The following is a 12,693-nucleotide window of genomic DNA, read 5'->3' on the forward strand; positions in this document are numbered from 1 at the left end:
GCTATTCACCTCCAAAGAATTGTCTCAATACTGGATGCATCTCCATCATTTGTTCTCTCCCTATAGCTTCGTAGAACTGTATCAAAATTCCTACGGCGAGAAGAACCCCAGTACCGCTGGCGTTTCCAACGGTTCCTATAAGGTCTGCTATCGCAGCCAGTGCGCCGACAATAGCACCACTGAGTATGGTCACTACGGGAATGTATCTTTCCAGTACGCGTCTCAGAACCCTAGGATCCCTTCTGAAACCGGGAATCTGAAGACCACTAGATTCGATTTGTCTTGCAACTGCTTCAGGACCCATATTTGTCGTCTCGATCCAGAATTTCGCGAAGATTATCGATCCGACGACCATGACGCCAAGGTAAGCAAAGACATGCAACAAAACCTGAACGCTATTATGACCAGCTGCTAAATCACCGTACTTATCAGGACTGAGCAGAGGCAGCAGCCAATCAGCAAGACCACGGGGCGTGGAGAGATACCAAGCAAGTCCCCCCGATGGTTGCGTGCTTCCTGGTTCATAATAGCCGATCCACCATTGGCCACCAATTAATGGCAAATCTCTGAGAGTGGGATTATTCCATAAGAGCATGGAAAACATGCTGACGTTGGCCAATAGAGCTGCCATAAGGATAACGGGAATGTTCGAGGCGTAAATGAGCTTAATTGGGTATCTGCCTCGAGCACCCCTCGCTGCTCCGTGAGCTAAGGGGAGTTCAATGCGTGTCGACTCAACATAAGCGACAAAGAGGAAGATTGCAACGGTACCTATGAGCGCGATCATAGGATTGGGATTTTGAAGGAGAATCCTTTCATATCCCCCACCGGCCAGCCCAGCAGCAGAAGTTGTCTGCAAAATATAGAACGTTTTGGGGATAGTTCCTGCTGGAGGATTGCTAGCACTCAAGGGAAGATTAGGATCGACCGGTTGCCAGTTAACTGTTCCCGTAAAGATTGCCTCAGCTACTCCTGCCGCGATGAATAGGGAAATTCCGCTGCCAATCCCCCATTTCGAGACAACCTCATCCATTAAGAAGACAAGATAGGAACCAATAAAGAGCTGAAGTATGATGATGAACCTTGCGAAATTGAGCCCATTGACTATTCCGCTTGTTCCGAAGATTCCCTCCAGATTGTGAACAAATGTATCTGAAGGTACCAGATAGCCGAATACCTGCGGAACCGCCTCAACAATGATCATTATGATGACTAAGAATTTTTGCGTGCTCTGATATACAGCCTTATCTTCATCATTGCGGAGATCTAACTTTATGATCTTTGCACCAACAAACAGTTGCATGATGATCGAGCCAGTAACTATTGGCCCAATACCTAGATGCATGAGCGATCCTTGAGCGCCAGCTAATATCGCCCTGTACTGGGCAAAAAGGTCTATTGTTTGGGCTTTGTCCAGACCATATATGTAAACATTTGTCATTACGAAATAAAAAACAAGAATGAGGACAACCCACATCATTTTTGTTCGGAAATGAACATGGCCTTCGGGTCTAGATACCGCAGGCAACCTGTCTGTCAGGGGTTTAAGCTTGTAAAGTCTGCTCTTTTCCCCTTCTGCCATGTCCATCACAGAACAATCTCAAGGCTGGACAATTGCCCCGCCAGCAGCCTCGACCTTTTCCCGAGCCAACGATGAACAATCTTCCACTATGATGTGAACGGGTTCAGCGATATTTCCAGATCCCAACAGCTTGTCCACGCCCATTTTAGTGAGATCCAAAATAATTTTTCCATCTTTATTCTCAGCAAATCCATCAGCAATGAGTCTCTGCAGATTCTCCTGGATTTCACCTACGTTCATCGTAATCTTCGCTCCGACAACACTCTGGGGGCGCTTGAATCCGTGCCTTCCGAAATGATCTGGATCGTATTTCAGCATATACATCACTTTGTGCTTGTGGAGCCCAGCATTTCCACGTCCACCCTGAAGCCCAGCTCCACGCCCCGCCTTCTTTCCACGACCGTGTGTGCGACTTCCTCTGAATTTCTTAGTTTTGCTCGGCATCGCTCACCACCTACAGCATTCTTTCTATGAGTTCGTTTATTTTCTCACCGCGGTATCCAAGCGCACCGCCACTAACAAAGGATCGCTTATTTCCTCCGTATCCTTTTCTTGGAGGACTAAGCCGGAATAAGGGTTTCACATTGGGCAAATCTGCATACTTCGTTTCATCCTTTGCAACGCTTCTTGCAAATGAGATGATCGATGTAAAATTAGTGTGTTCTTGCACATAAGAATCATCAATAGGTTTGTCGCCTATCAATCGGCCCCTGAATTTTATCATTCTCGCAAGAGTTTCCTCGCTGATTTCACCCCAGGTAATGTAGTCCTTAGCCTTCTGCAACATGCCTCTGATGCTGTCTGTCTCGGTTACAACAACACAGTGATTGGGGCGAGTAAGATTCAGCATGCGCATTGTATCTTCAATTTCCTTCTTCACGCCGCCATGCCCTCTTACCCTTATAACAGCGTAAGCCACCACCTCATCCCTCCTGCTTTGTTGTCAAATCCTGCTTATTTAAGTTCACTTCCTGTTCCGAAAAATGAACTCTAGCTGGACCGCTCATGATCTTCAATCTAGTCTCCTGTTCCTCTGTGATTCTCAGAACTGAGGTCTTCTGGAGAGCATCAAAAGTTGCTAGTGCGTAATTGACCGTTGTCTTTGTATGACCTCTCGCAAATCCCCAGGCATCCTTGATGCCCGCCAACTGTAAGATTATCTTCGCAACATCCCCAACAGCAAGGGACACGCCACGGGGAGCAGGCTTGAATGCCACCTCAACCGACCCAGCCTTACCAACAACCATGAATGGCAATGAGTGTGGTGTACCACAACCGCATTCCCAAGAGCCGCAACCTCTTTTTATTTCAATGATGTTAAGCTTCGCATTGTCGATTGCTTTTCTTATGGCAGGTCCGACTTCCTTCCCTTTTGCCCTTCCAATCCCTACAAAACCATCGGAATTTCCGACGACAACGGTTATCGCAAATTTGACTCGTCTGCCAGAGTCCGTCATGCGCTGCACCATGTTAACGTCGATAACTTCATCTTTCAAGTCTGGTAGCAAGACATCAACTATTTCAGGTTCCCGTAGAGGGAGTTTCGTTGCAAGTGCGTCGCTCATCGAGGTGATCTCACCCTTCACCACCATCTTTCCGAGCTTTGTCTTTGGCGTCCATTCCATTTACTGCACCTCCACCTTCCTCTTAATCTCCTCAACAACCTGCCCCATGTCCTCACGTATGTGTTTTCCATGTATCCTCTCATCGGAGGGGATCACCTCAGCCCCATGGGGAACTTCTATTCCCGCGTCAATAATTCCCTTCAGCGCTGCAAAGCATGAGGCACCGCGTGCCGGATTCCTTAGACCTATGTCCAGAACTGCCTTCTCAACGCCTTTCCTTTTGGCTCTTATTCCCGCAAGATATCCCGTAAGATACGCAGCGGGTGTATTACCAAGCGAAAAGTTCCAACCAAGCTTCACAAGTTCCTTTGAATGAGCTTGCGCAACAACCTGGTCGCCTACTGGATCGTAGTCAATAAATTGCACACACGTATTTCTTAGGGAAATTCTAACAACAGCTCTTGGTGCCCCTGCTCTAAGCAGCCGTGCGCGTTGCCTGTAGTCCGTCCTTCCCTCACGCCTCCTGCGAAATTGAACCTTATAACGGGGACCATGAGCCATCAGTTTCCCTCCTTGATGTGGCCTTCCATCTTAAGGTGAGCGATCAGGTGAGCTTTACTCTTAAACATTCCGCCTTTTGCTTTGAGATAGAACTCTCTATAAACATCACGACTAATCTTACCCTCATCTTTCAGCTGTCTAAGTGTTTCTCTGATTGGTCTAATCGTCCGAATCCATCGCTTCTTTTCAGGCGTCCTTGCCCCACTGCTACCCTTCCTGCTTCCAGGTCCCCTCCTCCTTCCCTTCTTTTTTTGTGTGATTCTATATCTAATCCTGGCGCGCGAAATGCCCTTCTTTGGCAGAGCAATGATGGCGCCTGAATCGATAGCAGTTCGAATATCAGCTCTTGTGATAGCATCGGCAAGATCCTCGATTCGGTTAGGATCGATCCAAACCCTATTAATACCACAGCCAAGGATTTTCGCGGCAATCCGTCTCTGATTTCTCAAGTTCATATCATCCCGTCCTGTTAAGAACTCTGATACCCAATTGATCAGCTTTGCTTTCAATTTGCATGCGCTTTTTGTACCCCACTGTACTCCCGATTCTGATGGCTTGTTTCTTCGGATCGAGTCCCTCCAGCTGCGAGAGGTTGTATACTAGGATCTCCTCATAGCCCGATGGGTGCAGACCTCTCACTTCTTTCGGACCTCTATATCCAATCGACACAACAGGGGGTCTGTATTTGTAATGCCTTCGCATTTTGCTGTGCAAGCCACGCGGTTTTCTCCATTTCTTTCCCAATCTCTTGTACCTAAACCATTCCTGCCTAAAGAATGAGGGTCGTCTTTCTGCAATTTCTTTTCTCAAGGAAAGTAACTTCTTCACACCAGAATCGAGCACGGGTTTTTGTTTGACTATATATCCACCCTTTTCAACAACTTCGGTTGCCATTTTTGGTTCCACTGACTCTTCGATAACTACTTTATCAGCTTCTTCCTCTACAACCCCTTCGCCCTCAGAGACCTCCGCCCCAGCATCCTCCTTTGATCTCTCCCCACTTTCTTTGTCCTCTCCAACGTAGATCTGAGACGATTCATCAACGATAGCACTAGCTCCAAGAACTTCTAACCAGTGATCGGCGATCTTGGGTCCGACACCCTTTAAGCGGTCGATGATCTCTTGTTTGCGCACTTCGTCACGTAGCGCCCTTAGGAGTTCTGAAGGTGTATGGATGCCCATTTCTCCGAGTTCGGCCGCATACTCCTCCTTGTAATATGGAAGCTCGGAAATATCATTGATCGCCTTTGGATGTTTGGTCATTGACTCATCCTCCTCGCTTTATCAATAATATAGATGCCGTCCTGGAATACCCTTGTATCATACCCCTTTATTGCTGTTGCATGCTCAATATTCGCGGCGGTCTGAGAAACCGCTTCAATGTCTGCTCCAGTAAGAATAACCTCATTTCCTTTGATGCTAACTTTTGTCTCGCCCAAGATCTTTGCTTTTCTTGGGGTTCTTTCTCCGAGGAAGTTTTCGATGATAAAGGTATCGCCCTTCACTTGTACCTTTATTGGGAAATGAGAATAAACGATCTTCATTCTGTACTCGAAACCGTGCAGTGCCCCTTCAATCATATTTCTAATGTGTGCTGCGAAGGTACCGACAACTGCCTTTTCCTTCTTTTTTGGAAGTTCGCATCTTATCGATATTTCTTCTCCAGATACCGATATCTGGACCCGAGGATAGATCAATTGTCGAGACACTTTTCCCTTTGGACCGGAAACTGTTACCATTCCATTGGTCATCTCAATCTTAATACCCGGTGGAACTTTGACGACTTCTTCAGCCACGCCCGTAATTGCCATATTCTCATCCTCAGTACACAAACGCGAGTAGCTTTCCCCCAATTCCAAGCTCTTTTGCCCTAACATGACTGACGACGCCTTTTGTTGTAGTCAAGATAAGAACACCGAAGTCCTGTGCGGGGAGATACCTCGCTTCAAACTTTTCTAGTTCGTTTCTCTTTACGGCGTATCTCGGTTTTATCACGCCGCAGTTGTTTATTCTTCCATGCAATGTGACTTTAAATACACCGGCCTTACCATCCTCTATGAATTCAAATTGATTGATGTAGCCATACTCTTGCATGACTTTCAGCACTCTTCCAATTAGCTTCGAAGATGGTCTAACAATACATTCTTTCTTGCCGACTAGAGACGCGTTCTTTATTGTCGACATTGCGTCATTAAGCGGATCGTTCTGCATAACTCATCACCCTAAGAGTACTTCTTAAATCCAATGTGAGGTGCGATCTCTCTAAAACATTGCCGGCAAAGGTGCATGCCATAACGCCGAATAATTCCGCGCTTTCTTCCACATCGCAGGCAACCTTTTTTCCTGCCGAACTCCTTTTTCGGTTTCAATAGATCACCTCCGCACCAAATTTCTCTTTAATGAACTCTATCACTTCTTCTCTTGTTAATCGGTGAGATTTTGGAAGTCTGCGCGGCATAACGCGTCTTGTAGATACCCTATACCCAGGACGCTTCACAGAGACACAGACGTCCATGCCAAAGATTCCTATTTCTGGATCATATTTCATCCCCTGAAAATCCGTGTAGTCTGATATACCAAAAGAGAAATTGCCTTCAGGATCGAAAGAATAACTAGCGATTCTGTTCTCTCTAATCCAGAGGGCTCTTTTCAAAAATTCTTCTGCCTTTTCTCCCCTCAGCGTCACTTTGCAACCAATTGGCATCCCTCTTCTTACGCCAAGGTCTCTGTTCGTCACCCTGGCAGTAGTTACTATTGGCTTCTGCCCAGTAAGCATTTCCAGAACCCTCTGGGCCTTAACCAGTTTCTCCCCAGCCTCGCCGACGCCAATATTCACAACGACCTTCTCAATCCTGGGCTTTTTCATCATCTCACTCATAGTGCACTCTCCTCCGGAAGGTCAATTTCAGGAGCTTTATTACCGATAACAAATACATTCTCCTTCGTTGTCGAAGTACCATCTTTGAATTTGACGATGTTTGGAGTAGGACTTCGCATTATTACATAATCCTCGATGATTGACATTTTGCCCACATGAGTTCCACCAATGATATATGCAAGATTTCCCTTCGCCAGCCTATATACATCAAGTATTTTCTGGCTCGGAATTTCGATTTTCAGCACATCGCCAGTTTTGTAGTCCGCATTATCGAGGAGAATGCTGCGACCGTCGTGAAGGCAGAGCTGCGTCTTACCTCCCTTAACAGTTACCCTATCCTCAATCTTACAGAGCTTCCACTTTTCCTTATTTTCAGGTATTTTGACGAGTTCGAATTTTCCACGAGAGTTCAACATCATTCTATAATGCTGATTCAATTTCGGTAGGGATATTACGTCCATAAGGCCAACAGGGAATTTTCTGTTCTTGACGGGCCTTCCGTCAACCAAGATATCTTGATTCGAAAGAATAAGTCTTGCCTCATGTGCTGTATCGCACAATTTCAACATATCCCGAATGATGATGAGTATTGGCATGCTTCTTTCCTTCGAATGCGGACCCGGTGAGGGCTTAGTAATCCAATGCCATTCCTTTCTTGGCACAGGCCAACTTCTGGGTGCTGTCAGACGCTTCATATCTCTACTCATGACGACCCCTCCTGGCTTACGGCGAGTTTACGCTTGCGCCACTGATCACTGAGATCAAGCTTTGTTATGACGACATTTGAAGCATGAATTGGTCGAGGTGCTTGCGTCCCATCGGCCTTGCTGATAGTAACTCCCTCGATAACTATTCGACCGGTCTTTGTGTTGACCTCAACTACTTTTCCTTCAGTCCCAACAATATCTCCATCTCCTCTAACAATGAGAACGGTATCTCCACGAATGACTGGTAAAGACCTTCGTTTGAATTCCTTCATCAGGGAGTCGCTGAGGTGCGATGACACCATCCTTCTCCTCTTGGCGTTGTGTGCGTTGTAGATCGCCTTTCTTTGTTTCCTAGCTTTTGTGCTTTTGATCATTGAAATCACCTCAAACGATCATAGATGCTACCGCGGCAATTCTTGGCCATCGCTCGGCAGCTTCTCTCGCCACAGGTCCCTTGATGTCCGTTCCTTTCGTTTCGCCTGTTTCTGTTGTTATGACCGCAGCATTGTCTTCGAAAGATACCATAGTTCCATCGGGTCTTCTGTAAGGACGCTTCTGTCTCACAACTACCGCGTGCAAAACTTGACGCCTCATTTCAGGCGTTCCTTTTTTTACCGAAACAATCACAATATCGCCAATGCCCGCCCTTGGATACCTTCTGCTCACACCATGATATCCCGGAACAGCAATAACTGAGACAACCTTCGCACCGGTATTATCAATGACGTCCAACTCGCTACCTGTTTGAATTCCCCTGGTCTGTCTGCCCGCGATTCCCTTCAAATGTATCACCTCTTCTCGATAACCACAAATGCTACTGTTTTACTCAGTGGCCGGCATTCGATTATTTTTACCTTATCGCCTACCTTTACTCCCAAGCATGGAGGGCAATGAGCCGAAATTCGACTAGTTCTCTTCTCATACCGCTCGTATTTCTTGATGTATCGCAAATACTCCCTCTCAACCACGACCGTCTTATCCATTTTTGCGGAGACAACCGTGCCATCGAGTATTTGCCCTCTTACAGAGAGTCTCCCGTGAAATGGACAATTTACATCATTGCACCGTGTTTCTGGGAGCTTTACATCGATGCCGATATCCCTAACATTCGTATCCATAAACTCACCTGATTTTCTTGATACGATCCTCTGGTCTAAATCTGATTTCATCACCACGGATCTTTATCTTTTGATTTTCAACAGTAAATGTAAATTCATTTCCGACTTTCGGAACCACTTTCTCCTTCCCATTTTTCTGAATTCGAAACGTGTTCTTTGTTTCGTCAACGATCTTTCCTTTCATGCTAATATAACCTGGATGATGGGATGATGTAACCTCAACTTCTAGACCAATAAATTCAGCTTTCATGAACTCCCTCTTTTTCATAAACCGCTCATCTAACCTCAGTTTTGAATCCCATTTCTTCGAGAACCTCTTTGACCTTTTTCTTGTGATCGCCTTGCAACTCAATTTTCCCATCTTTAGTAGTACCACCAGCAGCACATTTTGTCTTTAGCTTACGAGCCAGATCCTCTAAATCAATATCATTCGCGTCGATTCCTTCTATAACAGTGACAGTTTTCCCATATCTCCTGCTGTCGGTGCTGATCCTAACCGTCTGTTGTTCCCTTGCGATTTCCTCACACATGCACAGTTCTTTTGGCAACCCACATACCGGGCAAATCTCGGCCATTACTTTTCTTCCTCCCTTTGGACGGTGAGAATCCGGGCAATGTTCTTCCTGAGTGCTCGGATACGTCCAGGATTTGCTGGTGCGCCACCCATCGCCGCTGTTCCCCTTTCGTGCATCAATTCATTTTCTAATTCCCTGAGTTTTGCGATTCGTTCTTCTTTGTTCATCTTCCTAATTTCCGAGGTCCTCAGAAGCGCCATTTGATTCTACACCTCCCCAGCATCTTCATCATTCTCGTCATCTAGTTCAGCATCATCAGACAAGTCATCAACATCATGATCCTCACTACCACCAGATCCTTCGTCAACATGTTTCTCTTCTGACGTATTTTCGGTCGCACTAACTCCAGGTGTTCCAATACTCTGCTCCTCAGATGGAATAAGCACCTCGGCTAGTTCTGGGAGCTTCTCTACAGCTTTATCTGGTGGCAATACCTCAACTTCATCTGGCAGTTTTGCATTTGGATCCATTATTTCCACGCGAACTCCAATAACCCCAGGTTTCAATTTCGCCACTGCAAAACCTGTTCTCATAAATTTCAATCTCGGCTCACCACAGAACTTGATATAACCTTCCTTGAATTTCTCCGTTCTATGACGCTGGCCTGTAAGTTTTCCAGAGATAACTACCTGGCATCCTCTTGCACCAGCGTCCATTATTCTTCTCACAGTGGAGTGACCTGCTCGTCGAAAATGCCATCCGCGTTCTAATGCAAATGCAAGTTTCTCAGCCATTATTTGAGCATTCAAGCTTGGATTCTCCGCCTCCTGAACCTCTATCTGAGGATTGTCAAACTTGAATCGCTCTTCAATCGCTTTTGTGAGGTTCTTGATAGCTGCACCTCTTCTGCCGATAACCATACCTGGTCGTTCAGTTATGAGCGTCACTCTCGTGCCCATCGGGGTTCTCTGTACTTCTACTCCGCCGAATCCTGCCCGATCGACTTCCTTCATGAGAAATTCCTTCAAAAGAACCCTTCTGATATTCTCCGTAACGAATTTTCTCTCGCTCGCCATCTACTTCATCTCCTCCAATATGATCTCGATGTTGGTGGTCTGCTGATTCCATTGAGTAGCTCTCCCATAAGCCCTAGGCATATATCCCCTGATGGTTCTTCCCAAATTTGCCGTGATCACTTTTACCTTCATATTTTCAGGATCCAGTCCCTTATATTCAGCGTTGTGTTTTGCTCCTTCCAAAACCTTCAATATTTCTTTAGCTGCCTTTTGAGGATACCTAGCAGGCCCCACGCCGCTCTTATGCGCAATCCCTTTCTTGAAACGCTTCATGGGCACGGGTCGTTTAAGTTCGATGATTTCCTCCAAAATCCGAGCGGCTTGATTGGTCGTTTTCCCTCTTAGCATGTTGCATATCTCTCTAGCATGCTTCGGTGAAATGGGTATTTCCTTGCCGATAGCTCGGGATGTAATATCTGGATCAGCTTCTGCAGTGTACCCGACCATAACATCACCTACTTAAGTGGCAAGAACTTGGACGATCTTGTTGCACCAACGCCTGGTCCCGAGTGCTTCACGGGCTTTCGGGTCATCGCAAATTCGCCAAAATAGTGCCCTATCATCTCTGCTTTAATCTCCAATTCCTTGAACTCCTTTCCATTATGCACCGCTACTTTTTTTCCGACAAATTCAGGCAACACAGGAATATCCCGACAATGAGTCCTTACCACTGGATATTTTCCTGATTTCAATTTCTCAATAAATACTCTCTGCTCTTCGTTGAACCCCCTAATAAGCGTGCGCCTGATTCTAGCAGGCATAAGTGTTATCAACTCATCAAATGGCATCTTGAGCATTTCTTCTAAAGTGTAACCTCTATAGGTGAACTCCTTCTTGCGTCTTGCCTGGATAGCTCCCTTCTTCTTCCTCGCCTTCCTTCGGGACGCCTTCGTACCGCTCATCTTTTCCTCGACCATAATACTCACTTCCTCACTTTCTTCTTTCTCGGCGACAGACGGCCTACTTTTCGACCAGGTGGAGCATTGCGACTAACTGTACTAGGTCTTCCCACATGCTGGTGTGAACCACCACCGTGAGGGTGATCGACGGGATTCATCGCCACACCTCTCACCTTGAAATAGGCTTTGCTCTTCGACCGATACGCATGGAATTTTACACCAGCTTTTCCAAAAGGCTTTTCTTTGTGGCCTCCTCCAGCTACGACGCCAATCACCGCTCTACATCGTGGATCGAAGCTCTTCATGGCACCTGATGGGAGCTGTACGACCACTTTAGCTCCCTTGCTTACGATAACTGCTGCATTTCCCGCGCATCTCACAAACTTTCCACCATCGCCCGGTCTCGACTCGATGTTGTATACAAGAGTACCTTCAGGAATGTTTGCCAACGTCATAATATTGCCAGGCGCTATCATTTCTGATCGACCGATTACGATCTCCTGTCCAATAGCCATTCCTTCAGATGCGATCATTTTGAAAACATTTCCATTGACCTCGATTTCTGCCAATGGGCCTGTTCGGCCTGGTGCATGAACTATGTCGATGATTTTTCCGGTTCCCTCAACAATGGGAGGCAACCTGATATCTCCCAGATGTCTATGACTGGGTGATCGGTATTGAGATCCGCCACGACCTCGTCTTTGCTGTCTGAGATTTTTTCCCATCGATCCACCCCTTAGAACACTCCAATTCTCATTCCAATTTCTTCAGCAGAGTAACCTTCCGCTAATTTGATGATGGCATGCTTCCCTTCTTTGGTAATCCTTGTCCATACTTTTTCCACCTTAACCTCAAATCTCTTTTCAAATTCATCCTTGATTTCTTTTCTTGTGGCGCTTCTGAGCACTACGAATTCAATCCTGTTACCATCCTTGAATTCCTGTGTTGGCGAACCCGTCATGTGGTTCATCGACTTCTCAGTAACATAAGGATATAAAAGAACATTCCTAGCCATCAGACCACTCCCTGAGCTTTGTGATCGCAGATTCCGAAAATAATGCAAGTCTTCCAGGAGTTCCTCCTGGTGCGAGGAGTCTAACGTTTAGATTACTCACGTCTGTGATTTCCACACCAGGTAGATTTCCGGCTCCTTTTCTTAATGGTACACTCATATTAGAAACAACGATCAGGAGGCTCCGAGGTACTTTGTACTTTCTATTCCTCATTTTTCCGCGACCGGCCCTAATACTGGTGCCCTCAATAGCCCTCAATACATCCTCGTCGATTCCAATATTCCCAAGAACGCTGAGGACCTCACCAGTCTTCGAAATATTCTCGATATCATCTTCCACTACCACTGGAAGCGTTACACTGTCTGCAAAACGGTGTCCACGAGCTCTTACTTTCTCAGTGTCAGCAAGAGCGGCAAGGGCCGACATTTTCGCTTTAATTTTCTCTTTGACATTAATTTTCTTTAACCAATCTCGTTCCGCATATGGAGGATGGGCCCGTCTTCCACCTACGGTGCCAGGCGATTGAGCACCTCTTGAACCCTGACTGAGTCGCTGTACTCTAGCAACACCTCTCCCCTTTCCCCATGTCGATACCGCATGCCTCATTCCAGCTGATGACGATGCTCCATACGGTTGTCGCTTATTAGATTCCATCACTAAAACAGCACGGCGGATTAGATCTGGTCTAAATTCAGTGTTAAATACCGGGGGCAAATCGATTTCCTTGATGATTTCGCCCTTCAATGAATAGACATTGACTCTTCCGCTTCTAACCATCT

At 46.2% G+C, this 12,693-nt stretch carries 24 protein-coding genes; all 24 read right to left on the reverse strand.

The annotated features are described in order from the left end of the window. Position 1 precedes the first annotated feature (1 nt). The 24 genes from secY to rpl4p are packed head-to-tail and all read right to left on the reverse strand — an operon-like array spanning position 2 to position 12,691. A complete protein-coding gene (gene secY / locus QW087_01045; GenBank protein ID MEM2943315.1) occupies positions 2–1,582 on the reverse strand; it encodes a preprotein translocase subunit SecY in 1,581 nt (526 codons plus the stop codon). 18 nt (positions 1,583–1,600) lie between these two features. After that, complete coding sequence (locus QW087_01050; protein ID MEM2943316.1) at positions 1,601–2,026, reverse strand: uL15 family ribosomal protein; 426 nt, start codon at positions 2,024–2,026, stop codon at positions 1,601–1,603. A gap of 10 nt (positions 2,027–2,036) precedes the next feature. Beyond that, the gene (locus QW087_01055) at positions 2,037–2,501 is read right to left on the reverse strand and encodes a 50S ribosomal protein L30 (protein MEM2943317.1); all 465 of its coding nucleotides are present in this window, start codon (positions 2,499–2,501) and stop codon (positions 2,037–2,039) included. Positions 2,502–2,505: 4 nt separating this feature from the next. Then, complete coding sequence (locus QW087_01060) at positions 2,506–3,207, reverse strand: 30S ribosomal protein S5 (GenBank protein MEM2943318.1); 702 nt, start codon at positions 3,205–3,207, stop codon at positions 2,506–2,508. Further along, positions 3,208–3,708: a 50S ribosomal protein L18 gene (locus tag QW087_01065; GenBank protein MEM2943319.1), complete on the reverse strand. Its 501-nt coding sequence runs from the start codon at positions 3,706–3,708 to the stop codon at positions 3,208–3,210. Next, complete coding sequence (locus tag QW087_01070) at positions 3,708–4,163, reverse strand: 50S ribosomal protein L19e (protein MEM2943320.1); 456 nt, start codon at positions 4,161–4,163, stop codon at positions 3,708–3,710. Before QW087_01070 ends, QW087_01065 begins: the two co-directional genes overlap by 1 nt. Before the next feature lies 1 nt (position 4,164). Further along, positions 4,165–4,971, reverse strand: coding sequence for a 50S ribosomal protein L32e (locus QW087_01075; GenBank protein MEM2943321.1), 807 nt, complete (start codon positions 4,969–4,971; stop codon positions 4,165–4,167). Beyond that, a complete protein-coding gene (locus QW087_01080) occupies positions 4,968–5,540 on the reverse strand; it encodes a 50S ribosomal protein L6 (protein ID MEM2943322.1) in 573 nt (190 codons plus the stop codon). Before QW087_01080 ends, QW087_01075 begins: the two co-directional genes overlap by 4 nt. Beyond that, positions 5,530–5,919, reverse strand: a complete 390-nt coding sequence (locus QW087_01085) for a 30S ribosomal protein S8 (GenBank protein MEM2943323.1) — start codon at positions 5,917–5,919, stop codon at positions 5,530–5,532. Before QW087_01085 ends, QW087_01080 begins: the two co-directional genes overlap by 11 nt. A gap of 11 nt (positions 5,920–5,930) precedes the next feature. Next, the gene (locus tag QW087_01090) at positions 5,931–6,077 is read right to left on the reverse strand and encodes a 30S ribosomal protein S14 (protein MEM2943324.1); all 147 of its coding nucleotides are present in this window, start codon (positions 6,075–6,077) and stop codon (positions 5,931–5,933) included. Then, positions 6,074–6,586 (reverse strand): 50S ribosomal protein L5, encoded by a 513-nt coding sequence (locus QW087_01095; GenBank protein ID MEM2943325.1) that lies wholly within the window; start codon positions 6,584–6,586, stop codon positions 6,074–6,076. The genes QW087_01090 and QW087_01095 overlap by 4 nt, the downstream gene beginning before the upstream one ends. Then, positions 6,583–7,293 (reverse strand): 30S ribosomal protein S4e, encoded by a 711-nt coding sequence (locus QW087_01100; protein MEM2943326.1) that lies wholly within the window; start codon positions 7,291–7,293, stop codon positions 6,583–6,585. Before QW087_01100 ends, QW087_01095 begins: the two co-directional genes overlap by 4 nt. Beyond that, positions 7,290–7,667 (reverse strand): 50S ribosomal protein L24, encoded by a 378-nt coding sequence (rplX, locus tag QW087_01105; GenBank protein MEM2943327.1) that lies wholly within the window; start codon positions 7,665–7,667, stop codon positions 7,290–7,292. The genes QW087_01100 and rplX overlap by 4 nt, the downstream gene beginning before the upstream one ends. 10 nt (positions 7,668–7,677) lie before the next feature. Beyond that, positions 7,678–8,085, reverse strand: coding sequence for a 50S ribosomal protein L14 (locus tag QW087_01110; protein ID MEM2943328.1), 408 nt, complete (start codon positions 8,083–8,085; stop codon positions 7,678–7,680). Then, the gene (locus QW087_01115; GenBank protein MEM2943329.1) at positions 8,082–8,411 is read right to left on the reverse strand and encodes a 30S ribosomal protein S17; all 330 of its coding nucleotides are present in this window, start codon (positions 8,409–8,411) and stop codon (positions 8,082–8,084) included. The genes QW087_01110 and QW087_01115 overlap by 4 nt, the downstream gene beginning before the upstream one ends. A 4-nt stretch (positions 8,412–8,415) precedes the next feature. Next, positions 8,416–8,661 (reverse strand): ribonuclease P protein subunit, encoded by a 246-nt coding sequence (locus QW087_01120; GenBank protein MEM2943330.1) that lies wholly within the window; start codon positions 8,659–8,661, stop codon positions 8,416–8,418. 25 nt (positions 8,662–8,686) lie between these two features. Further along, a complete protein-coding gene (yciH, locus tag QW087_01125; GenBank protein ID MEM2943331.1) occupies positions 8,687–8,986 on the reverse strand; it encodes a stress response translation initiation inhibitor YciH in 300 nt (99 codons plus the stop codon). Next, positions 8,986–9,186, reverse strand: a complete 201-nt coding sequence (gene rpmC, locus QW087_01130; GenBank protein MEM2943332.1) for a 50S ribosomal protein L29 — start codon at positions 9,184–9,186, stop codon at positions 8,986–8,988. Before rpmC ends, yciH begins: the two co-directional genes overlap by 1 nt. Before the next feature lie 6 nt (positions 9,187–9,192). After that, the gene (locus QW087_01135; GenBank protein MEM2943333.1) at positions 9,193–10,002 is read right to left on the reverse strand and encodes a 30S ribosomal protein S3; all 810 of its coding nucleotides are present in this window, start codon (positions 10,000–10,002) and stop codon (positions 9,193–9,195) included. After that, positions 10,003–10,449 carry a 50S ribosomal protein L22 gene (locus QW087_01140; GenBank protein ID MEM2943334.1) on the reverse strand — a complete coding sequence of 149 codons (447 nt, stop codon included), beginning with the start codon at positions 10,447–10,449 and terminating at the stop codon, positions 10,003–10,005. 8 nt (positions 10,450–10,457) lie between these two features. Then, entirely contained in the window at positions 10,458–10,919 is a 462-nt protein-coding gene (locus QW087_01145; protein ID MEM2943335.1) for a 30S ribosomal protein S19, read from the reverse strand. Positions 10,920–10,924: 5 nt separating this feature from the next. Continuing rightward, positions 10,925–11,626, reverse strand: a complete 702-nt coding sequence (locus QW087_01150) for a 50S ribosomal protein L2 (GenBank protein MEM2943336.1) — start codon at positions 11,624–11,626, stop codon at positions 10,925–10,927. 11 nt (positions 11,627–11,637) lie between these two features. Continuing rightward, entirely contained in the window at positions 11,638–11,916 is a 279-nt protein-coding gene (locus QW087_01155) for a 50S ribosomal protein L23 (GenBank protein MEM2943337.1), read from the reverse strand. Beyond that, entirely contained in the window at positions 11,909–12,691 is a 783-nt protein-coding gene (rpl4p, locus tag QW087_01160; GenBank protein ID MEM2943338.1) for a 50S ribosomal protein L4, read from the reverse strand. The genes QW087_01155 and rpl4p overlap by 8 nt, the downstream gene beginning before the upstream one ends. Positions 12,692–12,693 lie beyond the last annotated feature (2 nt).

This window comes from Methanomassiliicoccales archaeon (assembly GCA_038850735.1).
Lineage (GTDB): Archaea > Thermoplasmatota > Thermoplasmata > Methanomassiliicoccales > JACIVX01 > JACIVX01.